At 69.7% G+C, this 25,961-nt stretch carries 25 protein-coding genes, 1 tRNA gene and 1 pseudogene; 14 read left to right on the top strand and 13 right to left on the bottom strand.

Annotation, left to right across the window (positions count from 1 at the left end; all coding sequences use genetic code 11):
* Positions 1–6 precede the first annotated feature (6 nt).
* Genes bioF through bioD form a run of 4 tightly spaced genes read left to right on the top strand, consistent with a single transcriptional unit; the run spans position 7 to position 3,407 of the window.
* Positions 7–1,167, top strand: a complete 1,161-nt coding sequence (gene bioF / locus FHR97_RS01490) for an 8-amino-7-oxononanoate synthase (RefSeq protein ID WP_183381993.1) — start codon at positions 7–9, stop codon at positions 1,165–1,167.
* Positions 1,164–1,898, top strand: a complete 735-nt coding sequence (locus FHR97_RS01485) for an alpha/beta fold hydrolase (protein WP_343065537.1) — start codon at positions 1,164–1,166, stop codon at positions 1,896–1,898. Before bioF ends, FHR97_RS01485 begins: the two co-directional genes overlap by 4 nt.
* 11 nt (positions 1,899–1,909) lie before the next feature.
* On the top strand, positions 1,910–2,698 hold the full coding sequence (locus FHR97_RS01480; protein WP_183382471.1) for a methyltransferase domain-containing protein: 789 nt from the start codon (positions 1,910–1,912) through the stop codon (positions 2,696–2,698).
* A gap of 1 nt (position 2,699) precedes the next feature.
* Complete coding sequence (gene bioD / locus FHR97_RS01475; protein ID WP_183381991.1) at positions 2,700–3,407, top strand: dethiobiotin synthase; 708 nt, start codon at positions 2,700–2,702, stop codon at positions 3,405–3,407.
* 227 nt (positions 3,408–3,634) lie between these two features.
* On the opposite strand, the gene FHR97_RS01470 is transcribed toward bioD, so the two are convergent.
* Positions 3,635–3,719 (bottom strand) — tRNA-Leu (locus FHR97_RS01470).
* Between the two features lie 223 nt (positions 3,720–3,942).
* Between FHR97_RS01470 and bioA the strand changes: the two genes are divergently transcribed.
* Positions 3,943–5,220, top strand: a complete 1,278-nt coding sequence (gene bioA, locus FHR97_RS01465; protein ID WP_183381990.1) for an adenosylmethionine--8-amino-7-oxononanoate transaminase — start codon at positions 3,943–3,945, stop codon at positions 5,218–5,220.
* A gap of 263 nt (positions 5,221–5,483) precedes the next feature.
* Here the strand turns inward: bioA and FHR97_RS01460 are convergent, their stop codons facing one another.
* Together FHR97_RS01460 and FHR97_RS01455 are read right to left on the bottom strand one after the other, a co-directional pair.
* Positions 5,484–7,505 (bottom strand): CocE/NonD family hydrolase, encoded by a 2,022-nt coding sequence (locus tag FHR97_RS01460; protein WP_183381989.1) that lies wholly within the window; start codon positions 7,503–7,505, stop codon positions 5,484–5,486.
* 34 nt (positions 7,506–7,539) lie between these two features.
* Positions 7,540–8,841, bottom strand: a complete 1,302-nt coding sequence (locus tag FHR97_RS01455; protein WP_183381988.1) for an ATP-grasp domain-containing protein — start codon at positions 8,839–8,841, stop codon at positions 7,540–7,542.
* A 223-nt stretch (positions 8,842–9,064) separates the two neighbouring features.
* Here FHR97_RS01455 and FHR97_RS01450 point away from each other — a divergent pair, with 223 nt between their 5' ends.
* The 3 genes from FHR97_RS01450 to FHR97_RS01440 are packed head-to-tail and all read left to right on the top strand — an operon-like array spanning position 9,065 to position 11,044.
* Positions 9,065–9,358, top strand: coding sequence for a winged helix-turn-helix domain-containing protein (locus tag FHR97_RS01450; RefSeq protein WP_183381987.1), 294 nt, complete (start codon positions 9,065–9,067; stop codon positions 9,356–9,358).
* Between the two features lie 41 nt (positions 9,359–9,399).
* Positions 9,400–10,443, top strand: a complete 1,044-nt coding sequence (locus tag FHR97_RS01445) for an alpha/beta hydrolase (RefSeq protein ID WP_221187635.1) — start codon at positions 9,400–9,402, stop codon at positions 10,441–10,443.
* A gap of 52 nt (positions 10,444–10,495) precedes the next feature.
* Positions 10,496–11,044 (top strand): thioredoxin family protein, encoded by a 549-nt coding sequence (locus FHR97_RS01440; protein WP_183381986.1) that lies wholly within the window; start codon positions 10,496–10,498, stop codon positions 11,042–11,044.
* Positions 11,045–11,102: 58 nt separating this feature from the next.
* Here FHR97_RS01440 and FHR97_RS01435 read toward each other — a convergent pair whose 3' ends face one another.
* From FHR97_RS01435 to FHR97_RS01415, 5 genes are all read right to left on the bottom strand, one after another.
* A complete protein-coding gene (locus tag FHR97_RS01435; RefSeq protein WP_183381985.1) occupies positions 11,103–12,137 on the bottom strand; it encodes an HTH domain-containing protein in 1,035 nt (344 codons plus the stop codon).
* Positions 12,138–12,372: 235 nt separating this feature from the next.
* Entirely contained in the window at positions 12,373–14,184 is a 1,812-nt protein-coding gene (locus tag FHR97_RS01430; RefSeq protein ID WP_183381984.1) for an acyl-CoA dehydrogenase C-terminal domain-containing protein, read from the bottom strand.
* 163 nt (positions 14,185–14,347) lie between these two features.
* Complete coding sequence (locus FHR97_RS01425; RefSeq protein WP_183381983.1) at positions 14,348–15,115, bottom strand: SDR family NAD(P)-dependent oxidoreductase; 768 nt, start codon at positions 15,113–15,115, stop codon at positions 14,348–14,350.
* 16 nt (positions 15,116–15,131) lie between these two features.
* Positions 15,132–16,805: an AMP-binding protein gene (locus tag FHR97_RS01420; RefSeq protein ID WP_183381982.1), complete on the bottom strand. Its 1,674-nt coding sequence runs from the start codon at positions 16,803–16,805 to the stop codon at positions 15,132–15,134.
* Between the two features lie 214 nt (positions 16,806–17,019).
* Complete coding sequence (locus tag FHR97_RS01415) at positions 17,020–17,589, bottom strand: TetR/AcrR family transcriptional regulator (RefSeq protein ID WP_183381981.1); 570 nt, start codon at positions 17,587–17,589, stop codon at positions 17,020–17,022.
* Positions 17,590–17,728: 139 nt separating this feature from the next.
* Here FHR97_RS01415 and FHR97_RS01410 point away from each other — a divergent pair, with 139 nt between their 5' ends.
* A complete protein-coding gene (locus FHR97_RS01410) occupies positions 17,729–18,916 on the top strand; it encodes an acetyl-CoA C-acyltransferase (RefSeq protein ID WP_183381980.1) in 1,188 nt (395 codons plus the stop codon).
* 138 nt (positions 18,917–19,054) lie between these two features.
* Here the strand turns inward: FHR97_RS01410 and FHR97_RS01405 are convergent, their stop codons facing one another.
* Both FHR97_RS01405 and FHR97_RS01400 read right to left on the bottom strand, forming a co-directional pair.
* On the bottom strand, positions 19,055–19,858 hold the full coding sequence (locus tag FHR97_RS01405; RefSeq protein ID WP_183381979.1) for an ABC transporter permease: 804 nt from the start codon (positions 19,856–19,858) through the stop codon (positions 19,055–19,057).
* Positions 19,849–20,469, bottom strand: coding sequence for an ABC transporter ATP-binding protein (locus FHR97_RS01400; RefSeq protein WP_183381978.1), 621 nt, complete (start codon positions 20,467–20,469; stop codon positions 19,849–19,851). The genes FHR97_RS01405 and FHR97_RS01400 overlap by 10 nt, the downstream gene beginning before the upstream one ends.
* Before the next feature lie 172 nt (positions 20,470–20,641).
* Between FHR97_RS01400 and FHR97_RS01395 the strand changes: the two are divergent.
* From FHR97_RS01395 to FHR97_RS01375, 5 genes and pseudogenes are all read left to right on the top strand, one after another.
* Positions 20,642–20,926 (top strand): annotated as a pseudogene (locus FHR97_RS01395) (arsenic resistance protein); the annotation flags it as partial.
* A 112-nt stretch (positions 20,927–21,038) separates the two neighbouring features.
* Positions 21,039–21,377, top strand: a complete 339-nt coding sequence (locus FHR97_RS01390; protein ID WP_183381977.1) for an ArsR/SmtB family transcription factor — start codon at positions 21,039–21,041, stop codon at positions 21,375–21,377.
* Positions 21,378–21,427: 50 nt separating this feature from the next.
* Positions 21,428–21,868, top strand: a complete 441-nt coding sequence (locus FHR97_RS01385) for a hypothetical protein (RefSeq protein WP_183381976.1) — start codon at positions 21,428–21,430, stop codon at positions 21,866–21,868.
* Between the two features lie 25 nt (positions 21,869–21,893).
* Positions 21,894–22,217 (top strand): rhodanese-like domain-containing protein, encoded by a 324-nt coding sequence (locus FHR97_RS01380; protein ID WP_183381975.1) that lies wholly within the window; start codon positions 21,894–21,896, stop codon positions 22,215–22,217.
* A gap of 15 nt (positions 22,218–22,232) precedes the next feature.
* Positions 22,233–23,198 carry an arsenic resistance protein gene (locus FHR97_RS01375; RefSeq protein ID WP_183381974.1) on the top strand — a complete coding sequence of 322 codons (966 nt, stop codon included), beginning with the start codon at positions 22,233–22,235 and terminating at the stop codon, positions 23,196–23,198.
* A 14-nt stretch (positions 23,199–23,212) separates the two neighbouring features.
* Here the strand turns inward: FHR97_RS01375 and FHR97_RS01370 are convergent, their stop codons facing one another.
* The 3 genes from FHR97_RS01370 to FHR97_RS01360 form a co-directional block, all read right to left on the bottom strand.
* Positions 23,213–23,563 carry a metalloregulator ArsR/SmtB family transcription factor gene (locus tag FHR97_RS01370; RefSeq protein ID WP_183381973.1) on the bottom strand — a complete coding sequence of 117 codons (351 nt, stop codon included), beginning with the start codon at positions 23,561–23,563 and terminating at the stop codon, positions 23,213–23,215.
* Between the two features lie 70 nt (positions 23,564–23,633).
* A complete protein-coding gene (gene arsJ / locus FHR97_RS01365) occupies positions 23,634–24,869 on the bottom strand; it encodes an organoarsenical effux MFS transporter ArsJ (protein WP_183381972.1) in 1,236 nt (411 codons plus the stop codon).
* Positions 24,862–25,893: an ArsJ-associated glyceraldehyde-3-phosphate dehydrogenase gene (locus FHR97_RS01360; protein WP_183381971.1), complete on the bottom strand. Its 1,032-nt coding sequence runs from the start codon at positions 25,891–25,893 to the stop codon at positions 24,862–24,864. Before FHR97_RS01360 ends, arsJ begins: the two co-directional genes overlap by 8 nt.
* Positions 25,894–25,961: the final 68 nt, after the last annotated feature.

The following is a 25,961-nucleotide window of genomic DNA, read 5'->3' as shown; positions in this document are numbered from 1 at the left end:
ACGGCCATGAGTGAACGCGCCGATCCCTGGTCGCGTCGCCTCGCCCGGCGGGCCGAGGCCCGGCGGGGCGAGGGACTGTGGCGTCGGCGTCCCACCCTGGCGCCCGGCGATCCGCTCATCGACTTCGCCGGCAACGACTACCTGGGCCTGGCCCGGGACCCGCGTCTGGCCGAGGCCCAGGCCGAGGGCGCCCGCCGCTTCGGCGCCGGGGCCCGGGCCTCGCATTTGGTGAGCGGCCACCTGGCGGTCCACGAGGCCCTGGAACAGCGCCTGGCCGAGCTCACCGGCCGCCCCCGGGCCCTGCTTTTCTCCACCGGCTACATGGCCAACCTGGGCACCCTCCAGGCGCTCTGCGATCGCCACACTCCGGTCTTCCAGGATCGCCTCAACCACGCCTCGCTGCTGGACGGGGCCCGGCTCGCCGGCGCCCCCTCGCGGCGCTTCCACCACCGCGACCTCGTGGACCTCGAGCGCCTGCTGGGGCGCGCCCCCGCCAAGGCCCCGCGCCTGGTGGTCAGCGATGGCGTCTTCAGCATGGACGGCGACAGCGCCGACATCGCCGGCCTCGCCGCCACCTGCCGCCGCCACCAGGCCTGGCTGATGGTCGACGACGCCCACGGCCTGGGCGTGCTCGGCGAGCATGGCGATGGCTGCGTGGGCCGGACCCACGGCGTGGACGAGGTGCCGGTGCTGGTCGGCACCCTGGGCAAGGCACTGGGCTCCGCCGGGGCCTTCGTCGCCGGCAGCGAGGCGCTGGTCGAGCACCTGATCCAGTTCGCCCGCCCCTATGTCTATACCACCGCCCAGCCACCCGGCGTGGCCGCGGCGACCCTGGCCGCCCTGGACATCCTGGCGAGCGAGCCGGAGCATCGCCAGCGCCTCCGGGAACGCATCCGCGTCTTCCGCCGCGAGGCCGCGACGCTCGGCCTGCCGCTGGGCGCATCGACCACGCCCATCCAGCCCGTCGTGCTGGGCGACAACGAGCGGGTGATGCGCTGGGCGGCCAGGCTCCACGACCGGGGCCTGCGGGTCGGCGCCATCCGCGCGCCGACGGTGCCCCGGGGCGAGGCCCGGCTGCGCATCACCCTGAGTGCCGCCCACGGCGATGACGCCCTGGACGCCCTGCTGGAGGCGCTGGCGTCATGCGCCCGGGAGGAGGCGACGTGAGCCGCCTCGTCCTGCTCTCCGGCTGGGGCTGCGACGCCCGCATCTGGCAGGCCCTCGACGGCCACTGGCCGCCGGGGGTACGGGTGAGCGCCCCCGACTGGCCCGGCTACGGCCCGCGCCCCGAGGCCTGCGACCCCGCCTCTCTGGACGCCTTGGCCGCGGCCATGGCCGCGGCCCTGCCGGCAGACGCCGTCTGGGTGGGCTGGTCCCTGGGGGGCCTGCTGGCCGAGGCCCTGCTCGACCACCTGCCGCCCCCCCGCGCCCTGGTGGTCATCGGCATGGGCCCGCGCTTCTGTCACCCCGATGGCGTCGGCGGCGAGGAACTCGCCACCTTCCGTCGCGCCTTCCGCCGCGATCCCGAGGCCACCCGCGCCCACTTCCTGCGCTGGCAGCTACGCGGCGAACCGTCTCCCCGGGCCGCCCATCGGCAACTGCTGGCACGGATCGGCCAGGCATCACCGGCCAGCCTGACGACCCTGACCGCCGGCCTCGAGCAGCTGGCACGGCTGGACGCCGGCCGACGACGGGGGGCCGCGCCCTGCCCGGTATACCGCCTGGCGGGGGAGGCCGACCCGCTGCTCGCCCCCGCGGTGCGCGAGGCCGCCGACTGGCGTCTGGCCAACGCCGGCCACTGCCCGATACTCAGCCAGCCCGAGCGCCTGGCGGCGCTGCTGGCCGCCGTCGCCGCCACCCCGGCCTCGCCACCCACCGCGCCGGAGACCCTGCCGTGACCGCCCAGCCGATGCTCGACAAGCGCCGTCCGGACGCCCCCGAGTGGCGGGCCCGGGTGGCCCGCGCGTTTTCCCGGGCCGCGCCCCATTACCGCGAGCGGGCCCTGGCCCAGCAGGCCATGGGCGAGACCCTGCTCGACCGCCTGCCGGCCCGCGCCGACCGGGTGCTGGACCTGGGTTGCGGCCCCGGGGCGATGACCGCCGACCTGGCCCGGCGCTACGGCGACGCCTGCCGGGTCACCGGCCTGGACCTGGCCCCCAGCATGCTGGACGAGGCCCGCCGGCGCCACCCCACCGGCATCCGCTGGCTGGTCGGCGACGCCGGCGCGTTGCCGCTGGCCACCGCCAGCCTCGACCTGGTGGTCTCGAACCTGGCGATCCAGTGGTGCCCGGATCTCGACGCGGTGCTGGCCGAACTGTGCCGCGTGCTGCGGCCCGGGGGGCGCGCCCTGATCAATACCCTGGGGCCCGGCACCCTGGCCGAGGTGCACCAGGCCTGGTCGCGCCCCCAGCGGCCCGCCGCCCTGCTGGGCTTTCGCGACGCCGGGGCGCATCGCCTGGCCGGCCACCGGGCCGGCTTTCGCGGCGTGACCCTCGAGGAGCGCACCGAGCGCTTCCACTATCCGGACCTGGCCGCGGTGATGGCCTCGATCAAGGGAGTGGGGGCCCAGGTGGCCCGCCACGGGGCGCGGCTGTCGCGGGCCGACGTGGCCCGCGCCGCGCGGCGCTTCGAGGCCCTGCGCACCCCGGCGGGCCTGCCCGTCTCCTATCGCCTGTTGACCCTGACCCTGGAGCGCTGAGATGGCCGTCTACTTCGTCACCGGTACCGACACCGACGCCGGCAAGACCCTGGTGACCAGCGGCCTGCTGGCCCTGGCCCATCGGGAGGGCCTCACCACCCTGGGGCTCAAGCCGGTGGCCTCCGGCTGCGAGACCACGCCGCAGGGCCTGCGCAATCTCGACGCCCTGACCCTCCAGGCCCAGAGCATGCCCGCCCCGCCCTATGCCACCGTCAACCCCTTCGCCTATGGCCCGGCCATCGCCCCGCACCTGGCCGCCCGTCGGGCCGGCGAGGTGCCGACCCTCGACGCCCTGGTCGAGCGCAGCGCCGGGGCGCTGGCCGAAGGCCGAGACCTGACGCTGATCGAGGGGGCCGGCGGCTGGCGGGTGCCGCTCAACGACGACGAGGACCTCGCCGGGCTGGCCCGGCGCCTGGCACTGCCGGTGATCCTGGTGGTGGGTCTGAGGCTCGGCTGCCTGAGTCACGCCCGGCTCACCGCCGAGGCGGTGCGCGCCGATGGCCTGCGCCTGGCCGGCTGGGTGGGCAACCTGATCGATCCCGGCTTCGCCGAGGACGCGGCGCTCTATCGGGACAACCTGGCCACCCTGGAGCGCTGCCTGGATGCCCCCTGCCTCGGCGTGGTGCCGCGGCTCGACGCCGAAACACCAGCGGATCGCGCCGAGGCGGCGGCAAGACATCTTCGCCTCCCAGCGTCAGACCGAGCCTGAAAGCCGGATATGTATCCGGTCACGCAGGTGCAGCGCCGGCTGATGCTGGAGGAAGGGCTTGCCTAGCGCTGTGCCAACGGACACGCCCCGGCCTGCATGGGCCGGCCATTGACGCTGCATATCGATCACATGCCGGCATCAACAATGACAACAGGAAGGAGAACTTGAGGTTTCTTTGCCCCAACTGCCATCAGCAGACAACAACCTGGGGCAAGAGCAAATAGATATGGTGCGTCGGGTGGGACTCGAACCCACACACCCGAAGGCACGAGGACCTAAACCTCGCGTGTCTACCAATTCCACCACCGACGCATCGGGCAGTATCCCGAAATAGGTGGCATATCATGCCAGTGGCCACCAGAGGCCGCAAGTCGTACCGCCGACCAGGGATGGTTTGCCTGCAGACGATGGCCAGACACCCCGTCAACTACTTAACCAGCCAAGAGTTTACATGTAAGGTAAGGAGCCAGTCGGCGGCCGCCCCTCCCCCTCGGGCACCCGCCCGTTCACCGCTCGCTTGCTCCAAGGAGGCCCGATGCCATCCCCCGTCTGGCACCCCTATGCCCACCTCAAGACCCAGTCTCCCGCCCCCAAGGTGGTCGGCGGCGAGGGCCCGCGCTTCACCCTGGAGGGCGGCGAGTCGCTGCTCGACGCCACCTGCTCCTGGTGGTGCATGATCCACGGCTACCGCCACCCGCGACTGGTCGAGGCCATCCAGCGCCAGGCCGACGAGCTCTGCCACGTGATGCTCGGCGGGCTGACCCACGACCCCGCCGACCGCCTGGCCCGAGAGCTGGTGCGCATCACACCCGAGGGCCTGAACCACGTCTTCTTCTCCGACAGCGGCTCGGTGGGCATGGAAGTGGCCATGAAGATGGCCGTGCAGTACCACTACCTGCGCGGCAAGCCGGCCAAGCACCGCATGCTGACGCTGATGAAGGCCTATCATGGCGATACCGCCGGTTGCATGGCGGTCTGCGACCCCGAGGAGGGCATGCACTCGCTGTTCTCCGGCTTCCTGCCGCAGCATCATTTCGCCCCCGCCCCCACCGCCGCCTTCGAGGCCAGCGAGGAGGAGGTGCAGGCCGATCTCGAGGCCCTGCGACACGTGCTCGAGGCCCATCACGAGGAGATCGGCGCCCTGCTGATGGAGCCGCTGCTGCAGGCCGCCGGCGGGCTCAACATGACCTCGCCCCACTACCTGCGCGGCGCCCGGGCGCTGTGCGAGGAATTCGACGTGCTGCTGGTGTTCGACGAGGTGGCCACCGGCTTCGGCCGCACCGGGCGGCTGTTCGCCGCCGACCACGCCGACGTGACCCCCGACATCATGGTGCTCTCCAAGGGCCTCACCGGCGGCTACCTGGGCCATGCCGCGACCCTGGCCACCGATCGGGTCCATGACGCCTTCATCGGCGACAGCGAGCTGCATGCCTTTATGCATGGCCCCACCTTCATGGGCAACCCGCTGGCCTGCCGGGTGGCGCTCGAGAGCCTGGCGGTCTTCGAGGAAGACGACTATCTGGGCCGCATCCAGACCCTCAACGGCGTGCTGTGCGAGGAGCTGCGCGACGACGCGGCGCTGCGTGACCATCCAGAGGTCGCCGACGTGCGCGTCCTCGGCGCCACGGCGGTGATCGAGGTGCACGATGCCGCGAGCCTCGAGGGTGCCGCCGCCTTCGCCCGGCAGCGCGGGGTGTGGCTGCGCCCCTTCGGTCGCTGGCTGTATACCATGCCGGCCTACATCACCGGCGAGGACGACATGCGCCGCATCACCGGGGCGATGAAGGACTGGTTCGTCTCCGGCCGGCCCTAGGGCGCGTTAACAATCGCACGCACGTTGCGCCGGAGCCGGTGGTTGTGCAGATCGCGGCGTGAACGACGTGGCTTGGTGGTGCCAAGTGAGTCGTGAACAACAAAGAGCTGCGCAGCCACCGGCCCGGCCCTTCGGGTTGCGCCTCACCAGGCGTCATGCGGCGTTGACGGCCTGGTCAAGGGAACCACCCTTGACGGCGGCCGTCGCCTGGCCTGACGCCTGGTGAGACAGCAACGCCATCGGCGGACGATTGTTAACGCGCCCTAGACCAGCCGGCGGGGAATGCGCCGATCCCAGCTCTGGCAATGCACCCGGCGGCTGTCCTCGTAGGCATCCAGGGTCGCATGGAGGTAGAAATATGCCGGGTCGGAAGTCAGCACGGTGCGGGTGACCGTGGTGACCTCCCAGTCGTCACGCTTCAGCGAGCGCTCCCAGAGGGTCGTGCCCTCCAGGGACCCGAAATCGTCGTCCCGGGAACGGTAGGTCTCCACAGAGCGGATCTGCACCTCCAGGCCGGAATCCTCCAGGCGCACACGCCCCCGGTCGTTGATCACCTCCAGGGTGGAGAGATCCTCGGCCAGGTCGCGGTGCACGTACCAGTTATGGTGCTCCGGCTCCATCGGGGTCATGGGGATGGTGGGGGCGCCTTCCGACGCCTCGAAGGCGATGGCCGCGTCCTCCGCCCGGGGTGGCCGCCGCGGCAGCACCAGGGCACTGCCCTCGTCATGGATGGTCAGGCGCACATGCTGCGGGGGTGGCCAGGCCAGTGGCCAGTAGGACGTCGAGATCGCCAGCCGCAGCCGATGCCCCTCGGGGAACACCTGGGCGATGTCGTTGAGCTGGACCCGCACCTTGTAGCGCTGTCCCGGGGTCAGGGGCCGGGGCGTGGCATGGCCGTCGCGATGGGTGAGGTTCAGCAGGCCATAGGTCACCCGGGTCGCCTTGTCGTCGGGCGCCACGTCGGAGAGCCGCACCGCTACCATGGCCACGGGCCGGTCGGCGGCCACCTCGAGTTCCAGGACCGGGGCCCCGAGGATCTCCAGGGTCTCCGCCAGCGGCGGGCTGTCGAACACCAGCGCCCCGCCGTCCTCCTCGCGCTGGTCGTGGGCCAGGTCCGGGCCGGCGGCGTAGGAGCACCACTTGCCGGCGAAGAGCCCGCAGGTCAGCGGCGACTGTACCGTCAGCGAAGAGCTCTCGCGGCGCCGCTTGCCGTCCAGCGACAGACGGCGCGGCGCCAGCGGCAGCCGCCACGCCTCGATGCGCGGCGAGGGCCAGTCGGGCTCGCCCACCCAGCGCCCGTGCCGGTGGCCGTACCGGGTGGTGGGCGGCATGCTGTCCTGCATCCAGGCCCGCAGGGCGGGGTCCTCGAGCACGCCCCGCTCCTCCCCCTTGAGCCACTGATCCCACCAGCGCAGGCATTCCTGCAGGAAACCGATCGCCGGCCCCGGCTCACCCAGGTGGGGATACTTGTGGCTCCAGGGGCCGACCAGGCCACGCGTCGGCCCCGGCAGGTGCTCGAGCAGACGCATCACGGCGTTGGAGTAGCCATCGGCCCAGCCGCTGGCGGCCAGCACCGGGATCCGCACCTTCGAGAAGTCCTCGCAGATGGAGCCGTGCCGCCAGTAGGCGTCCCGTTGGGGGTGCTCGAGCCAGGTGGCAAGCCACAGGCCGCTGCCCTCCAGGCGCTGGTGCCACATCTCCCGCCAGCGTTCGCCGACCACGCTCGGGTCGGGCGGCAGGGAGTTGTAGGCGAACATGGTCGAGGCCCAGGACAGGTTGTCGCCCAGCAGGCAGCCGCCCATGTAGTGGACGTCGTCGGCGTAACGGTCGTCGCTGGAGCAGACGCTGACCACGGCCTTGAGCTCGGGGGGCTGGCGGGCCGCCAGCTGCAGGCCGTTGAAGCCGCCCCAGGAGATGCCGATCATCCCGACCCCGCCATCGCACCAGGGCTGGGCCGCCAGCCAGCGCAGGATGTCCTCGCCGTCGATGAGTTCCTGCTCCAGGTACTCGTCCTCGAGCACGCCCTCGGAGTCTCCGCTGCCACGCAGGTCGACCCGCACCGCCGCGTAGCCATGCCCGGCGAAGTAGCGGTGGTGGATGGCATCCCGCCGCGCCGAGCCGTCACGCAGGCGATAGGGGATGTATTCGAGGATGGCGGGCACCGGCCGTTGATGGGCCGACTCGGGCAACCAGATGCGCGCGTTGAGGCGGACCCCGTCTTCCATCGGGATCCACACGGGATCGAGACACTCGACGGCATGGGTAAAGTCGCTCACCTCTCTCATGCAAGCCTCCTCCTGCCTTGGCGGCAAGCCCCGCTCAGGCGCCCTCCCCGGCGGGTGGCGCGATGACGAACGGCAGCCCCTCCCGACACAGCCGTATCCGTTCCAGCAGCCCCTGGTAGCTGTCGGCGCCGGTGAACAGGACGCCAAGCTCCCAGGAGAAGGAATCCTGGTGCAGCAGCGACTCCAGGTCCATGCCGTCCCGCACATTGAGCTCGACGAGGGTCCCCGGATAGGCCGTCTCCACCAGGCGGATTTCCTCCGCCGTCGGTACCCGACGCACGATGCCGCCCTGGAAGACCCGGAGCATCTGCTTGGCGGCGACCGCGTAGCGGCCTTCCCGGCGGGGCATGCGCGGCGTCATGCCCAGGGCCACGTCCACCATCACCTGGTAGTGCGGAGCTCCATCCACCAGCTGGAAGAGCGGCGCATGGGAGCGGGACAGCCGCGGGTTGATCTCGAGCAGCCAGATGCGATCACTCTTGTCATCATGGTAGAACTCGATATTGAAGGGGGCATCGTCGTAGCCGATATGCGTCATGACCCGGCGGCTCATGTCGATGATACGCGCCTGGACGTCATCGGGCAGCGCACTGGGATACTCGAAGCGCATCAGCACGGACCGGTGCCGGGTGTCCCGGACGCTGTCGATGATGCCAGTCACCTGCATCCGCCCGTTCTGGACATAACCTTCGAGGGTGCATTGCCGGCCCGCCGAGATGATCTGCTCCACCACGCAGTGGTGGCCATTGATCTCGGCCAGCTCGTCGGGCAGGTCGAGATGGGTGCACACCTCGGCCAGCGGCTGGCCGAACCGGCCGATCCCCCGGCGGATGTGGGGCAGGGCCTCGCGAAGCTGCTGCTCGTTGTCGATATGAAACCCCAGTTGGGAAGAGTGGGCCTTGACCGGCTTGATCCAGAACGGGTAGTCCACCTCGAGGGTATCGATGGCATGGTCGTCGAAGGGGTCCAGGGCCTGGAAGGCGGGCACGCATTCCGGCACCGCCTTCGCTTGTTCCAGGCGACTCCAGTACTTGTGCTCGCACTTCAGCACCGCCTCCAGCGTGGGCCCTCGATGGCCCATGGCATCGCGCAGCACCGGCAGCAGCGCCGTGGTGGGAAAGTCCCAGACGCCCACGATGGCATCCACCGGGTCGGGGAAGCGCTGCAGCTCGTCCAGCGCATCGGCCACCAGGCGGTCGAAGTGATACTCCTGAGCGTGGACCGCCTCATTCAGGGGCAGCAGCCCATGAAAGGCATAGTCCTCTGCATGTCGCAGTGCCGGCAGCAAGCGTCGGCTCAAGTCGTCATGGCCGATCACGAAGACATTCCACACCATAACCCCTCCCCGCCTCGTAAGACTGATCGGTCGGGCAGCACTCGACGAGGCGCCAACGCGCCTCTTTACGTTAAGCATGGTCCTTTTTCGAGACGTTGTCTTGACCTCGATCAGGCGGACCCGGCCGTGAATGAACCGGGCCGGGGACAGGGGGAATCGGTGCCTGGCGTCGATCGGCCATGGCTGTCAGGCTGGAAGGCTGACAACGAGGCAGGACACCGCAATGGCACTCAGCAAGACGCAAAGCAGCTTCTACCGGCGCCTCTACGTGGCTCACCTGATCGCCAACGGCACCGCCAGCGTACCGGCCATCATGGACGCCACCGGCATGCCCCGGCGCACGGCCCAGGATACCCTGGCCGCCCTGGCGGAGCTGGACATCCGCTGCGAGTTCGAGCCGGCACCGGGACAGCGCCACAACGTCGGCCACTATGTGGTGCGCGACTGGGGTCCCATCGATCCCGCCTGGGTCGCTCGCCATGCCGAGCGGATGCGCCTGGTCCTGGGCTACCCCTGAGCCCCACTCAACGGTCTCGGCCGGCACCATCGGGTGGCCCCATGATCGTCAGCTCGCTTCATCGCCTCCTGGCCTTCCTGCTCACCGGACTGCTGCTGGTCGGTTGTGGCGAGGCGATCCGGCAACAACCGGGTCCCGGGGCCGCACATGCCCGCATCGAACACGACCGAGTGATCGCCGAGGACGGCTATCGCCTGCCGCTGCGGCACTGGCCCGCCGAGGGGGAGGCCGACGCCGTGGTGCTGGCGGTGCACGGCTTCAACGACCATGGCGGCAGCTTCGCGGTGATGGCCGAGGCCATGACACCCCATGGCATCACCGTCTACGCCCACGATCAGCGTGGCTTCGGCCGAACTGCCCAGCGCGGCCTCTGGCCCGGACACCAGCGCCTGACGGCCGACGTCAGGCTAGTCGCCGGCCAGTTGCGTGAACGGCATCCGCAGACGCCGCTCTATCTGGTGGGCAAGAGCGTGGGCGCCGCCGTGGTGCTACTCGCCCTGGCCGACGCCCGCCCGCCTCCGGTGGACGGCAGCATCCTGATCTCCCCGGCGGTCTGGGGGCTCGACGCCATGCCCTGGTACCAGCGGCTGAGCCTGTGGCTCGGCATACGCCTGATCCCTTCCGTGAGCTTCTCCGCCAAGACGGCACACCGGCTCGGCATCCATCCCACCGATGACCCCGAGATCAGCCGGCAGCTCGCCGAGGACCCGCTGATCCTGCGCCGCGCCCGGGTGGACACCCTCTACGGGGTGGCCGAGACCATGAGCCTCGCCCTGGAAGCCGCCGAGCGTCTGCGTGGCCCGGCGCTGATCCTCTACGGCGACGAGGACCAGGTGATTCCCCCCGAGGCGATCTGCGCCCTGCTCGACCGGCTGCCCCATCCGAACGGTGACGGGCCGAACGGCGGTGAGCCGGCCTGGCGATTCGTCCTCTATCCCGGCGGCTACCATATGCTCACCCGCTATACCCGGCGCGACCGCACCGAGGCCGACCTCGCCGCCTGGCTGCACGACCCCGCGACCGTCCTGCCCTCCGGTCACGAGCTCGACCCCGCATCGGCCCGCCGACGACTCTGCGCCGGCTAGCAGCGCTCTGATACCCTTACTAGAGAGATCCCCCCACCGACAGGAGCACACCATGGCCCTCACGCCTTCTACCATGCTCGAGCTCGGCTACCCCCTGCCCGCCTTCCGTCTGCCCGATGCCGAAGGGCACACGGTGGGCAGCGACGACTATCCCGACCAGCCGCTGCTGGTGATCTTCATGTGCAACCACTGCCCCTTCGTCAAGCACGTGGCGGACGCCCTGGCGGACTTCACCCGGGAGTACCAGGCCAAGGGCCTGGTGGTGGTCGGCATCAACAGCAACGACTTCCAGGCCCACCCGGATGATCGGCCGGAGAAGATGGTCGAGGAGGCCCGGATCCGGGGCTACACCTTCCCCTACCTGGTCGACGAGACCCAGGAGATCGCCCGTGCCTTCGAGGCCGCCTGCACCCCGGATTTCTTCCTCTTCGACCGGGACCATCGGCTCGCCTACCGCGGCCAGTTCGACGACAGCCGTCCCAGCAAGGACGTCCCCGTGACCGGCGAGGACCTGCGGGCCGCCGCCGACGCCGTGCTGGCCGGTCGCACCCCGAACCCGGACCAGAAGCCTTCCATGGGCTGCAACATCAAGTGGAAGTGACGGCGGCATCGAGGGGGGCCCGCGACGCGCGAGCCCTTGCCGGCCCGACGGCCCGGTGTCAGGCGCCCTGCGCCATGGCCTCATCGATGAAGGCCTGGCAGCGCAGACGCGCCGGCCGATCCCGAAGCCCCGCCCAATAGGCCTCGAACTCGGGACGTCGGGGGATCGTCCCGAACTCCATGCCCCAGCCGATGTGCGAGCCGACGTAGACGTCCGCCGCGCTGAAGGTGTCACCCGCGATATGGCGACGCCCCGCGACCGCTGCGGCCAGGGTATCGACGACCGTATCGTAGTGGCCATACCCGAGCCGTCCCTGCTGCTCGACCGTCGGGTGGAACCCGCAGCCCTGCAGCGAGACCGCCGCCTCCACGGGGCCGGCGGCGAAGAACAGCCAGCGATAGTAGGCGCCACGCTGGTCGGGCGCCGGCGCCAGGCCGGCCTCGGGGTAGACGTCGGCGAGATAGGCACAGATCGCGGCGGCCTCGGTGACCACGGTGTCGCCGTGGCGGATCGCCGGGACCTTGCCCATCGGGTTGACAGCCAGATAGTCCGGGGCCTTCATCGCCGCCCCATATGCGAGGGTCTCCATGCGATAGGGCACGCCGAGTTCCTCGAGCATCCAGTGGACGATCCCGCCCCGCGACAGGGGGTGGGTGTAGAAGATGAGGTCACGTGGTCGGGATTCGGCGGTCGCCCGGGGCTCACCGGCCAGGGCCCCTTCCTCGCGGCCGATCCTGGCCAGGCCCTCCCCGAGCTCCTCGGGCAGCGCCTCGGATACCCGCTCCAGCACCTCGGCGGCAGGGCTCGCCAGCGGCCCGGTGGCATCGTCCCTGACGCGGCTCAGGCCCAGCGCGAGCGCGTCGAACTGCGCCTCGGTCAGGCGCAGCGGGGGCAGCATGACACCGGGGGCGAGGACATAGCCAACACCGGGCTCGCTGGCGATCTCGACCCCCACCGCCCTGAGCACGGCAATATCCTGGTAAAGCGATCGCAGCGATATGCCAAGCGCCTCGGCAAGGTCGGGCCCGCTGATACGGCCATCGTGTCGACGCATTACCTGAAGCAGGTCGTGCAGGCGGCTCATTCGGGACATGGCAGACTCCTTGGATGGCTGGAACTCACGCCCTTGCTCGCTCACCCGCGGCGATCTCGGTGCGCGATGCGCGTCGGATGAGCATGGCAGCTTGCCCGGCTCGACACCAGCGCCCGCCCCCTGCCGGTCAGGGCCGCTCCTGGCCTCGACCTGTGGCGGACGCGCAAGAATGCGGCGGGCCAGGGCCCGCCACGAAACCACCGATCAGAACGCCTGATCAGAGAGAGTGCCGGAATCAGAGTTCGAAGCCGCGACCGAAGTCCTCGGCGGAGAGCGCCATCAGTGGCTCGGCGCCGGCCTGGATCATCCGGGCGTGGGCCCGGGTCCGCGGCAGCAGGCGCGCGAAGTAGAAGCGGGCCGTGTTGATCTTGGCGCGGTAGAAGGCGGCGTCGTCGGTGCCGGCCTCCAGCGCGACCCTGGCCTGCTTCACGGCCCGGGCGAAGAGGTAGGCGAGGGTCACATAACCCGAGTACATCAGGTAGTCGACGCTGGCCGCGCCGACCTCCTCGCGGTCGCCCATGGCCTTCATGCCCACGCCCATGGTCAGCTCGCCCCATTCCGCGTTGAGCTTGGCCAGGGGGCGGACGAACTCCGCCATGGCGGGGTTCGCCGCCTCGGCCTGGCAGAACTCATGGATCTCCCTGGTGAACACCTTGAGGGTCTCGCCCTGGTTCATCAGTATCTTGCGACCGAGCAGGTCGAGGGCCTGGATGCCGGTGGTGCCCTCGTAGAGGCGCGTGATACGCGCGTCTCGCACCAGCTGCTCCATGCCCCATTCCTGGATGAAGCCGTGCCCGCCGAAGACCTGCACGCCCTCGTTGGTGGCCTCGAAACCCACCTCGGTCAGGAAGGCCTTGACGATGGGCGTCAGCAGGCCGAGCAGGCTCTCGGCACGCTCGCGCTCGGCGGCGTCCTGGCCATGCTCCACCACATCGACCATCTGAGCGGTATACAGCACCAGCATGCGTCCACCCTCGGCGAAGGCCTTCTGGGTCAGCAGCATGCGCCGCACGTCCGGATGCACGATGATCGGGTCGGCGGGCTTGTCCGCGGCCTTGGCGCCCGACAGGGCGCGCATCTGCAGGCGATCCCGGGCATAGGCCAGGGCATTCTGGAAGCTGGCCTCGGTGAGGCCCAGGCCCTGGATACCCACCCCGATGCGAGCGGCATTCATCATGGTGAACATGCAGGCCAGGCCCTGGTGGGGCTCGCCCACCAGGTAGCCCCGGGCGGCATCGAAGTTCATGACGCAGGTGGCGTTGCCGTGGATGCCCATCTTTTGCTCGAGCGCGCCGCAGGCGACGCCGTTGCGCGCGCCGGGCTCACCCGTCTCCGTCGGCCGATATTTGGGCACCACAAATAACGAGATCCCCCTGGAGCCCTCCGGGGCGTCCGGCAGCTTGGCCAGCACCAGGTGGACGATGTTTTCGGCGAGGTCATGCTCCCCGGCGGAGATAAAGATCTTGGTACCGGAAATCTCGTAGGCACCGTCCTCCGTCGGCACGGCGCGGGACTTGATCAGGCCGAGATCGGTACCGCAGTGCGGCTCGGTCAGGCACATGGTGCCGGTCCACACGCCCTCGACCAGCCGGGTCAGGTAGGTGGCCTTCTGGGCCTCGGTGCCATGGTGGCGCAGGGCGTCGGCGGCCCCATGGGAGAGCCCCGGGTACATGCCCCAGGCCAGGTTGGTGGCGCAGATCATCTCGTTGAGCGCCATGGCGAGCGACGGCGGCAGTCCCTGGCCGCCATGAGCGGGATCCGCCGCCAGGCCCGGCCAGCCGCCCTCCACGTACTGCCGGTAGGCCGCCTTGAAGCCCCGGGGCGTCTTGACCTCGCCACCCTCCAGCAGGCAGCCCTCGCAGTCGCCGCTCTGGTTCAGGGGCAGCAGCACCTCCCGGGCGAAGCGCCCGCCCTCCTCCAGGATCGCGGCCACCACGTCCGGGCTAGCCTCCTCGCCCGCGGGCAGGCGCGCATAGTGGGCCGGATAGTCCAGCAGCTCGTCCATCACGAAGCGCAGGTCACGCAGCGGGGCCTGGTAGTCGGGCATCTCGTCTCTCCTCGAAATCGGGCAGCGGCAGCGGCGACGGCCGCTTTCAAACATATGTTTGAAACTAGCCCTGAAGACACCAGAGAGTCAAGCGTTCGTTTTGTTTCAGGGGCGAGGGGCGAGGATCGCCTTGAACCTCGTCCCTCGAACCTCGTTCCTTCGGTTACTGCATGCGGATGCCGCCGTCCAGGCGGATCACCTCGCCGTTGAGCATGGGGTTGGTGACGATCTGCTCGGCCAGCCGGGCGAACTCGTCGGGCCTGCCCAGCCGCTTGGGAAAGGGCACCGCGGCCGAGAGCGCGGCCACGGCGTCCTCGGGGATATCGCTCATCATCGGCGTCTCGAAGACCCCCGGGGCGATGGCCATGACCCGGATGCCGTGCCGCGAGAGCTCCCGGGCCGCCGGCAGGCTCATGCCCACCACGCCGGCCTTGGAGGCACTGTAGGCGCACTGCCCCACCTGGCCGTCGAAGGCGGCCACCGAGGCGGTATTGATGATCACGCCGCGCTCGCCGTCCTCGCCGGCGGCGTTGCCGGCCATGGCCGCCGAGGCCAGGCGCATGACGTTGTAGGTCCCCACCAGGTTGATCTGGACAGTGCGCACATAGGCCTCGAGGTCCGCGGGGTTGCCCTCGCGGTCGAGCAGCTTGGCCACGCTGACCACCCCGGCGCAGTGCACCACCCCGGCCAGGCCCCGCTCGCCGCCGAGGGCCACCGCGGCATCCACGGCGGCCTGGATGTCGTCGGCGGAGGTGACGTCGCCGCGCACGGCCCGGGCGGCCTCGCCGAGGGTCTCGGCATGGGCCTCGACGGCCTCGCTGAGGTCACACAGCACCACCCGGCCGCCGGCGGCGACGAGGCGCTCAGCGGTGGCCGCCCCCAGTCCGGAGGCGGCGCCGGTGATCAGAAAGGTGTTGTCCTTGACTTGCATCGATGGATCTCCACGATCATTGGGCGGCAGGGGTCTCCGCCTTGTCGGCGGCATCCGCGCGCAGCTTGAAGCGCTGGATCTTGCCGCTGGGTGTCTTGGGCAGGGCGTCGACGAACTCGATCACCCTGGGGAAGGCATGGGTGGACAGTCGCTCGCGGACCTGCCGGCGGATCTCGTCAGCCAGCTCATCGCTGGCCTCGAAGCCCTCGCGCAGCACCACATAGGACTTGATCACCTCGCCACGGATCTCGTCGGGCTGACCCACCGCGGCGGATTCGGCCACGCCCGGGTGGGTCAGCACGGAGTTCTCCACGTCGGTGGGGCCGACCCGGTAACCGGCGGTGGTGATGATGTCGTCGTCGCGGCCGGCGAACTGGAAGGTGCCGTCCTCGCCCTGCATCACCACGTCGCCGGTGAGGTAGTAGCCCTCGGCGAAGGGATGCTTCTCCTGCCAAGTGTAGCCGGCGAAGAAGTGCGCCGGAGAACGGGCGATGTCCACCGCCAGCACGCCGGGCTCGCCGGGAGGCAGTTCCTTGTACTCGGCGTCGAGGATCGCCAGGCGATAGCCGGGCATCGGCACGCCCATGCCGCCGATGTGCTTGGGGTGATCCAGGGCGTGATGGTTGCAGCAGGTCATGCCGGTCTCGGTCTGGCCGTAGTGGTCCATCACCGGGCAACCCAGGGCACTCTCCACCCAGCTCACCACCTCGGTGTTGAGGGGCTCGCCGGCGGAGCTGGCGCGACGCAGCGCCAGCGTCTCGTGGGCATCGTCGAACAGCCCGGAGGCCTTCATCAGGCGGTAGGCGGTGGGCGCGGCGGCGAAGTTGGTGATGCGGTGCCGCTGCATGAAGGCCAGCGCCCCCTCGGCGCTGAAGCCGGCCTCGCAGAAGTGGGTGGTCACGCCCAGCAGCAGCGGCCCGGCGATGGCGTAGTAGAGGCCGTAGGCCCAACCGGGGTCGGCCATGTTCCAGAAGCGGTCGCTGGGCGCCAGTCCGATGGCCAGCTCCATGTAGATCGCGAAGGCCGGCATGGCGGAAAGCGGGACGGCCACGCCCTTGGGCTTGCCCACGGTGCCCGAGGTGAACATCTGCAGGAAGGCGGCGTCCGCGGACTGGCGGGGCGGTGCGGTCGCGAGCGGCGCATGGTCGAGGGCCGCGACCCAGTCCAGGTCCTCGCCGTGCTCGGCGTCCGGGCCGCCCACGGCGAGGACCGGCGGGCACTGCGTGAGGCCGTCGAACTTGAAGCGGTTGGCATGATCGGTGATCACCAGCCGGGTGTCGGCGCGCCCCAGGCGATAGTCCACGGAATCGGGGCCGAAGGCGGTGAACAGCGGCTGGTAGACGGCACCGAGGCGCCAGGTGGCCAACACGGCGATCAGCAGCTGCGGCGAGCGAGGCAGCATGCAGGCGATGCGATCGCCCTCCCCCAGGCCCCGCTCGGCGAACCAGCCGGCGAGCCTCTCGCTCTCGGCGGCGAGCTCGGCATAGGTCAGGGTGATGACCCGACCCTGGGTGTCTTCGTGCACCAGGGCCGGCACTTCGCCGCGTCCCTCGCGCAGGTGGCGGCCACAGCAGGCCTCGAAGGCGTTGAGCTTGCCGTCCCGGTGGTCATCGAGGCGGGCGATGACGTCATCGACGGCAAAGCGTTCGCGATAGGCGGAATACGCGGGAAGGGTCGCGGGTGTACTCATGAACTGCCCTCTTGTGCTTGTTGTCGGCAATCGGCCGTCTGGCCATCACTGTCATTACGTCCGGCGCCGGGCGCCGACCCGCCGCCGGGATTCTACAGTTGACGTAAGCGTCAACCTATCAAGCGCTAGGTACAAGCTAGAGGCTTCGCCTCGGCAGGGCAAGGGGTGGGGCGAGCGACGGGGCTAGACCATGGTCGACCCCGACGCGGGCGGCTCAGGGGGCGGGATGGGTGATCATGGCGATGAGTTCCCGGGCGAGGTCCTCGGGGGAGCGCTCGCCATGGGGGTCGTACCAGCGCACCGTCCAGTTGAGCGCCCCCATCACGAAGCGCGAGACCAGGAAACGGTCCCCCCGGATCAGGCCGGCGGCCAGGGCCTCGTCGAGCACCTCCTCCCACAGCGCCTCATAGGCATCCCGCAGGTGGCCCAGGTGGTCCCGTGCCTCGGGGTCCAGGCGTCGCCATTCGTAGAGGGCGACCACATGGGCGTTGCGGTCGGTCAGCAGGGTCTCCAGATGCGCCCGGGCCATGGCATGCAACCTCGCCTCGGGATCGCTGTCGCAGTGATCGAGGGCCTGACGGGCGATCACCAGGGCATTCTCGGTGCCCTCCTCGATCACCGCGGCGAGGATCTCCTGCTTGTCGCGGAAGTGGTGGAAGAGGCTGCCGGACTTGATGCCCATCTCCTGGGCGAGCATGCGCACGGTGGTGCGATCGAAGCCCTCCTGGACGAACAACTGGGCGGCCTGACGCGTCAGTTCCTTGCGGCGAGGCGAGTCATTCATTACATTCATCGACGTTTACACTAGCGCTTGCTTGGTTGACCCTGAGAGAACCATAGCCCCGCCGACAGGTCAACGCACCGCCGCCTCCCCGGCCGGGAGTCCGCCACAATCACAACCATCGACGTTCGGGAGACATGCCATGAGCCAGTCCAACGATATCGTTTTCCTCTCCGCGACGCGGACCCCCATGGGCGGCATGCTGGGCAGCCTGTCCAGCATCACCGCGCCGCAACTCGCGGCCACGGCGATCCGCGCCGCCATCGAGCGGGCCGGCATCGAGGCCACCGCCATCGACGAGGGCATCCTCGGCTGCGTGCTGCCCGCCGGCGTCAAGCAGGGGCCCGCCCGTCAGGCGATGCGTCAGGCCGGCATCCCCGACGGCATCGGCGCCACCACCGTCAACAAGCTGTGCGGCTCCGGCATGAAGGCCACCATGCTGGCCCATGACCTGATCCGCGCCGGCTCCGGCGAGATCCTGCTGGCCGGCGGCATGGAGTCCATGTCCAATGCCCCCCATGTGCTGGCCAAGGCCCGCACCGGCTATCGGCTGGGCCATGGCCAGCTGCTGGACCACATGTTCCTCGATGGCCTGGAGGATGCCGAGACCGGCCAGCTGATGGGCGGCTTCGCCCAGGAGATCGCCACCCGGCGCGACTACGGCCGCGAGCGCCTCGATGACTTCGCGATCGCCTCGCTGGAGCGCGCCATGGCGGCCACCAATGCCGGCCACCTCGACGCCGAGATGGCCCCGGTGACCGTCTCCGGCCGCCAGGGCGACACCCGGGTGGAACATGACGAGCAGCCCTTCCAGGCCAGGCTCGACAAGATTCGCTCGCTGCGTCCGGCCTTCGCCAAGGATGGCACCATCACCGCCGCCAACTCGAGCTCCATCTCCGACGGCGCCTCGGCGCTGATCCTGGCCAGCCAGGCGGCGGCGGATCGGGTCGGCGCCACGCCGATGGCGCGCATGCTGGGCCACAGCACCCACTCCCGCCATCCCAGCGAGTTCACCATCGCCCCGGTGGGCGCCATCGACAAGCTGATGAAACGCCTCGGCTGGGGCGTCGGCGACGTCGACCTGTTCGAGATCAACGAGGCCTTCGCCGTGGTCACCCTGATGGCCATGGACGACCTGGGGCTGCCCCACGACAAGGTCAACGTCTTCGGCGGGGCCTGCGCCCAGGGCCATCCGATCGGCTCCACCGGGTCGCGGATCATCGCCACGCTGATCCACGCCCTGCGCACCAAGGGCGGCAAGCGCGGCATCGCCAGCCTGTGCATCGGCGGCGGCGAGGCCACGGCGGTGGCCGTGGAACTGGTCGATTGAGCCTGACACCCTCGCCATCCAATGCGCCCGCCTTCCGGCGGGCGCACTTGTTTTCGGTTCATCGCCCTTTGCCAGGAAACGCGGCCTGGACGAGAGACACCAGGCCCTGCCCGTGTCACGCCGATCGGCGAAGAACCTTCATTGGCGGGGCGCCGCCAGGCGATCGGGGCGTAGCCGCTCGCGATCATCGAACAGCCGCCGACTGGCCAGGGCCACCGCGACCAGGGTGCCGAAGCCCGTGCCCAGGGTAATGGTGAACATGATCAGGATCTGGTACTTCACCGCCAGCGCCGGCGCGGTGCCGGCCAGGATCTGCCCCGTCATCATGCCCGGCAGGCTGACCACCCCGGCGGCGGCCATGGCATTGACCACCGGCATCAGCCCGCTGCGCATCGCCTCACGGCGAATGTCGCCGATGGCCTCCCGCCAGGTCTGGCCGAGCATCAGGCGATTCTCGATCACCGCCCGCTGCTGCCAGGTACCCTCGGTGAGGCGGTCCAGGGCCAGGGCCACGCCGGTCATAGTGTTGCCGAGCATCATGCCCAGCAGCGGAATGGCATACTGGGGGCGGTACCAGGGCTCGGGGCCGATGATCACCGTCAGGGTCAGCACCGCCACGGTGAAGGAGGACAGGAACATCGCCAGAGTGCCGATGCCGAAGGCCCAGCCGCCGAGCAGGCGGCGTTTCTGGCGGGCCACCACCTCGCGGCCGGCGATCAGCAGCATCGCCACTGCCATCAGTACCACCCAGTGCAACCGCGCCGAGGCGAACAGCACCTCGAGCACCAGCCCGACCAGGGCCAGCTGAATCACCGTGCGTCCCGCCGCGATCAGCAGCGTCCGGCCCATCCCCAGTCGCCCGGCCACCGTGCAAGCGGCTAGCGCTACCACCATCAGGGCGGCCAGGGCCAACTGCCACCAGGCGAGTTCGATCACTTGCACGTCGCCGGGGCCTCCTCGACCAGTCGCCCACTCTCGAGACGCCCCCGTCGCGTGGCGACTCGGGCGATCTGCGCCGGGTCATGGGCGACCCAGATCACCGGCCAGCCCCCCTCTCGGATGCGGGCCATCAGCCAGGCCTCCACCCCGCGGGTGGTGGCGTCGTCCAGGTTGGCCGTGGGCTCGTCCAGCAGCAGCACCGAGGGGCCTCTGGCCAGTGCCCGCAGCAGTGCCAGGCGCTGCTTCTCGCCGGACGACAGACGGCCCACCGGCCAGTCGAGCACCGCCGGCGTCAGGCCCAGGGTCGACAGGCCCCGAACGTCCCCCGCGGGAAAGTGATCCCCCACCCGCTCGGCCCACCACTGGCTCTCCGCCGGCACCAGCATCACCCGACGGCGCCAGGCATGGCCCGGGAGGTCGGCCTGGGCCAGCTCACCCAGGGTGACCATTCCCCCATGGGGCTCCAGGTCGGCGATGGCCCGCAGCAGCCGGCTCTTGCCCGCCCCGCTGGGGCCGGCGAGACACAGCACCTCCCCGGCGGCCACCCGCAGCGACACCGGCCGAAGGTCGCCGACGTCGAGCCGATCGAGGCACAGGGGCGGGTGGGTGGCCATGGGAAACTCCAGGATTCTAGAAGGCGGGCAAAGCCCATTGAGCCTAGCAGTTGCTCGTTATCGACCGCGAGGGGCGATCTTGGCAGGCGACCTCGGCCACCCTCGGCGCCCCAGCCGCCCGGTGCGCCGAGCCGTCGCCCGGGACGAGGCCGGTCGAAGAGCGTCCCGGCCCATGGGCCTGTTCGAGCGCTACCTCTCGCTGTGGGTGGCGATGGCCATCCTGGCCGGCGTGTTGCCCGGCCAGTTCGTCCCGGTGGTTCCCGAGACCCTGTCGCGCTTCGAGCTCGCCCAGGTATCGATCCCGGTGACCCTGCTGATCTGCTGGGCGATGATCTTCCCGATGATGGCCCAGATCGACTTCTCGGCCGTGCTCGGCGTGCGCCGCCAGCCCAGGGGCCTCGTCATCACCACCACGGTGAACTGGCTGATCAAGCCGTTCACCATGTTCGCCAGCGCCCTGTCCATCGGCGTCACGCCGAACGTCAGTGAATGGCCGCCGAGCAGGACCGCTGTGGCCAGGCACTTATTTCAATATTGCATGAAATAGTGAGCTCACCTACTCTTGCAACATGACCCTGGACAATGACGACATCGTCGCCAGAAAGCTGACCGCCCTCGCCCATCCCATCCGCCTGGCGGCGATTCGCCGGCTGGCGGCGGCGGGCCCGGTCGGCCTGGCGGCAGGCAGGCTCGCCGAGCGCCTGGACGTGGCGCCGAGTGCGCTGACCTTCCACCTGCAGAAGCTGGCCGCCGCCGGCCTGGTCGAATCGCACCGAGAGGGCCAGTTCGTCTATTATCGCGCGGTGTTCGATGCCCTGCTGGCGTTGACGGACCACCTGGTCGGTGCCTGCTGCAGCGAGTCCGAGGAACGCTGCGGCCCCCGTTGTCCCACGTCCCGCGACCGGTGACCTCCGTCTCTCCTGAGGGTTCATCCGCACCGCTCATGACAAGGGAGCGCATGATGATCCAGACAGCCCCCAACAAGCCTTCCTGGCCAAGGGCGATCGGCATCGGCATCGCGGTGTCGGTGCTCACCGCCATCGTCATGGTGACCTTGCTGAAGACCGGCGTCTCGCCCTTCCCGAAGCCCCCTTCCCTGGCCTTCGCCGAGACCCTGCTGGGGCGGACCCTGCCGATGCCGGTCGGCCTGCTCTTCCATACGGTCTACGTGACCTTCTGGTCGGTGGTGTTCGTGCGCTATTTCCCGCGCAAGACCCTGCTAACCGCACTGGGCCTGGCCGCCGTGCTGTGGGTCGTGATCCTGGTGGTGTTCTTCCCCGTGGTGGGCTGGGGACTCGCCGGCCTGGCGATCGGTCCCCAGTTGATTCCGGCCTCCGCCTTGCCGCACCTGCTGTTCGGCCTGCTGCTGTGGGGGCTGGACCGTTCCTTCGGCCACTAATGCCTGCGCGCAATCAGGAGGCGTCATGACCACGATCGATACCGCGACCCTGCGTGACTGGCAGAGCCGCGGCCAGGATTTCATTCTGGTGGATACCCTGCCGGCCGGGGCCTTCGCCGAGGGACACCTGCCGGGGGCCATCAACATCGTCTCCGACGACATCCTCGACGAGGCGCCCCGGCGGCTTCCCGACAAGCAGGCGACCATCGTCGTGTATTGCACCAGCGAAGACTGCAAGCGGGCCAGTCGTGCCGCCGAACGCCTGGCCCGCCTCGGCTACACCGAGGTCTACCACTATGAGGGCGGTAAACGGGCCTGGAAGGCCGACGGGTTATTACTGGAGCACTGAGAAGGACGCTTTCCCGTGCGCGACTGGATGGAACGGCAGCAATCCTGGATCTATCTGGCTTGTATCCTGGCAGGCCTGGCCATCGGGCTGCGCCAGCCGGACGCGACCGCCCGGCTCGAGGCCTTCCTCTGGCCACTGCTTGGCGGGCTGCTCTATGCCACCTTCACCCAGGTTCCCCTGACGCGGATCGGCCAGGGCTTCAGGGATTGGCGCTTCCTGGCGGCCCTGCTGCTCGGCAACTTCGTGTTGATTCCCCTTGCCCTGGGCGGGCTGATGGCCGTCCTGCCCGTAGCGCCCGCCGTGCAGGCCGGCGTGCTGCTGGTGCTGCTCGTCCCCTGTACCGACTGGTTCATCAGCTTCACCCATCTGGGCAAGGGCGATGCCGGCCGGGCCATCACCGCCACGCCGGTGCTGTTGCTCGTGCAGTTGCTGGCCCTGCCCGTCTATCTCTGGCTCTTCCTGGGCGGGGAATGGTTTCAGGCCGCGATCAGCACCCACCTGCTCGGCGCCTTTGCGGGATTGATCCTCACGCCACTGGCCCTGGCCTGGCTGACCGAGCGCCTGGCCGAGCGTCGCCTCAACGCCAGGCGGTGGGTCCATGGCCTGGGCATGCTGCCCGTCCCCCTGCTGGCGTTGGTGGTCTTCGTCATCGCCGCCTCGCAGGTGACGGCCGTGACCGGCCTCGGCGAGGTGTTGATGGGGGTGCTGCCGATCTTCGTGACCTACCTGGTCTTCGCCGCCGTCCTCGGCAAGACCCTCGGCAAGCTGTTCCGGCTCCCCACGCCTTCGGCCAGGACCCTGACCTTCAGCTTCGGCACGCGCAACTCCTTCGTGATGCTGCCCATCGCCCTGACGCTGCCCGAGGCCTGGCAAGCCGCCGTGGTGGTCATCGTCTTCCAGTCGCTGGTCGAGCTGTTCGGCATGGTGGCCTACCTGGCCTGGGTGCCGACCAGGTTGATCCCCGAGCCCGCTCACTCCTAGCCGCATGGCCAACCTCAGCACAGGGCGGCGCGGCGCTCGGGGCGATGGCCCATGCGGCCGAGCCGTGCCTGGAGCGCCTCGAGGCGCTCGGCCCCGCCCTCCGCCCCGGCCACCAGGATCCTCGCTGCCCAGCCGGGCAGCTCGGGGGCAATGGCGTAGTAGACCCACTGGCCCTCGCGGCGGTCCTCGAGCAGGCCACAGCGGCGCAGTTGGGCCAGGTGCCGCGACACCTTGGGCTGCGACTCCTCCAGGGCATGGGTCATCTCGCAGACGCACAGCTCTCCCTCGCGCTGGATGAGCAGCATCAGCATCAACCGGGTCTCGTCGGCCAGGCACTTGAAGAGACGGAGGGGATCCAGCGACATGGGACGGTTCCTGCAAGGATTCGACATCGATTCTACGCCAGCCGGCCGAGGGCGCGAAGCCCGCGGCCGGTCAGCGCGCGGCAGCCTCCCGCGGCAGCGCCAGGGCCATCAGGGCACTGGCCGCCACCAGGGCCGCGGAGATCCACAGGCAGGCGGCCAGCCCCTGGACCTGGTAGACCCAGCCGGAGAGCAGGGTACCGGCCAGGCGCCCCATGGCGTTGGCCATGTAGTAGAAGCCGACATCCATGGAGACGCCGTCGGACCTCGCATAGTGAACGATCAGGTAGCTGTGCCAGCTGGAGTTGACGGCGAAGAGCACGCCGAAGGCCAGCAGCCCCGCCACCAGCCAGCTCACCTCGGCCAGTGGCAACAGGGCCAGAGCCGCCGGCAGGCCGGCCAGTGCCAGCGCCCAGAACGCCGTGACGCCACGCGCCCCGCCCTTGACCAGGCCGGTGAGGCGCGGCGCCTGGGTCTGCACCCCGCCGTAGCCGATCACCCAGATCGCCAGCAAGCCCCCCACCGTCCAGTGGTTCCAGCCGTGCTGGTCATACAGGAACACCGGCAAGGCCACCACGAACCAGACATCGCGGGAGGCGAACAGGCAAAGCCGCGCCGCCGCGAGCACATTGATGGCCCGCGACTGGGAGAGCACCTCGGAGAACTTCGGCTTGTGCTTGACGCGGCCCAGGTCGGCCTTGAGCCGCACCAGCGACAGCATAAGCACCGCGACCAGCATCACCGCCATGACGATCACCGCGCCACGGAAGCCGATCAGCGTCAGCAGCAGGCCGCCGAGGAAGAAGCCGGCGCCCTTGAGCGCGTTCTTGGAGCCGGTGAGGATCGCCACCCAACGATAGAGGGCGCTGCCGGCACTCGGGCTGTCCTTGGGCACCAGCACCTTGACCGCGCTCTTGGCGCTCATCTTGTTGAGGTCCTTGGCGATCCCCGACAGCGCCTGGGCGGCCATCACCCAAGGCACGGTCAGCGCTGCGGACGGCACCATCAACATGGCCAGGGCGACGATCTGCAGGCCCAATCCCACATTCATGGTGCGGTTGAGGCCCAGGCGCGCGCCCAGCCAGCCCCCCACCAGGTTGGTGACCACGCCGAAGGCCTCGTAGAAGAGGAACAGCAGCGCCACCTCCAGCGGCGTGTAGCCCAACTGGTGGAAGTAGAGCACCACCAGCATGCGCAGGGCACCATCGGTGAGGGTGAAGGCCCAGTAGTTGCCGGTGATCAGCAGGTACTGGCGCACCTCGAAGGGCAGCGTCCCGAGGCGCCCGGTGAGCCCGCCTGCCTCAGGCATGGCCCACCTGCTCACTCCCCACCTTCATGGCCAGCTCGGCGGTGCGGTTGGCATAGCCCCACTCGTTGTCGTACCAGGCGTAGAGCTTGAGCTGGGTGCCATTGACCACCATGGTCGAGGGCGCATCGATGATCGAGCTGCGCGGGTCGGTGCGGTAGTCGATGGACACCAGCGGGCGCTCCTCGAAGCCCAGGATGCCGAACAGTGGGCCCTCGGCGGCGGCCTTGAGCGCCGCATTGACCTCCTCCACCGTCACCTCTCGCGCGAGCTCGAAGACCATGTCGGTCAGCGAGGCGTTGGCCAGCGGCACGCGCACGGCGTGGCCGTTCAGCTTGCCCTCGAGCTCCGGGAAGATGGCGGTGATCGCCTTGGCGGACCCGGTGGTGGTCGGGATCAGGCTCATGCCGCAGGCCCGGGCCCGGCGAAGATCCTTATGCGGCGCGTCGAGAATGGTCTGGGTGTTGGTGATGTCGTGCACCGTGGTCATCGAGCCATGGCGGATGCCGAAGGTCTCGTGGATCACCTTGACCGCCGGGGCCAGGCAGTTGGTGGTGCAGCTCGCCGCGGTGACGATGCGATGCGTCTCGGGGTCGTACTTGTCATCATTGACGCCCATCACCACGTTGAGCACGCCCGCTTCCTTGACCGGCGCGGACACCACCACCCGACCGACGCCCTGATCCAGATAGGCGGTGAGCGCCTGCCGTGTCTTGATCACCCCGGAGGCCTCGATCACCAGGTCGCAGTCCGACCAGTCGGTGTCCGCCGTCTCGCGGTTGGCGCCGAAGGTGCTGCCTACGCCGTCGACCACGATGGCAGCGTCTTCGGCCTGGATGCCCATCCCAGGGGCCCACTGGCCGTGGACCGAGTCGAATTCCAGCAGGTGGGCGAAGGTGGCAACGTCGCCGCCCGGGTCGTTGATGCGCACCACCTCGGCCTCGCCGGCCGCGACGCGCGGCCAGAGGCTGCGCAGCGCGAGGCGGCCGATGCGGCCGAAGCCATTGATGCCGATGCGTAGGGTCATGAGGGCCTCTCGAAGATTGCAGGGTTGGACGGCACGGCGAAGCTGGCGCCCGCGGCCACCCGGCCATG

The organism is Halomonas stenophila (assembly GCF_014192275.1).
In the GTDB taxonomy this organism is placed as follows: Bacteria; Pseudomonadota; Gammaproteobacteria; order Pseudomonadales; family Halomonadaceae; genus Halomonas; species Halomonas stenophila.
This window is presented reverse-complemented; position numbering and strand designations above follow the sequence as displayed.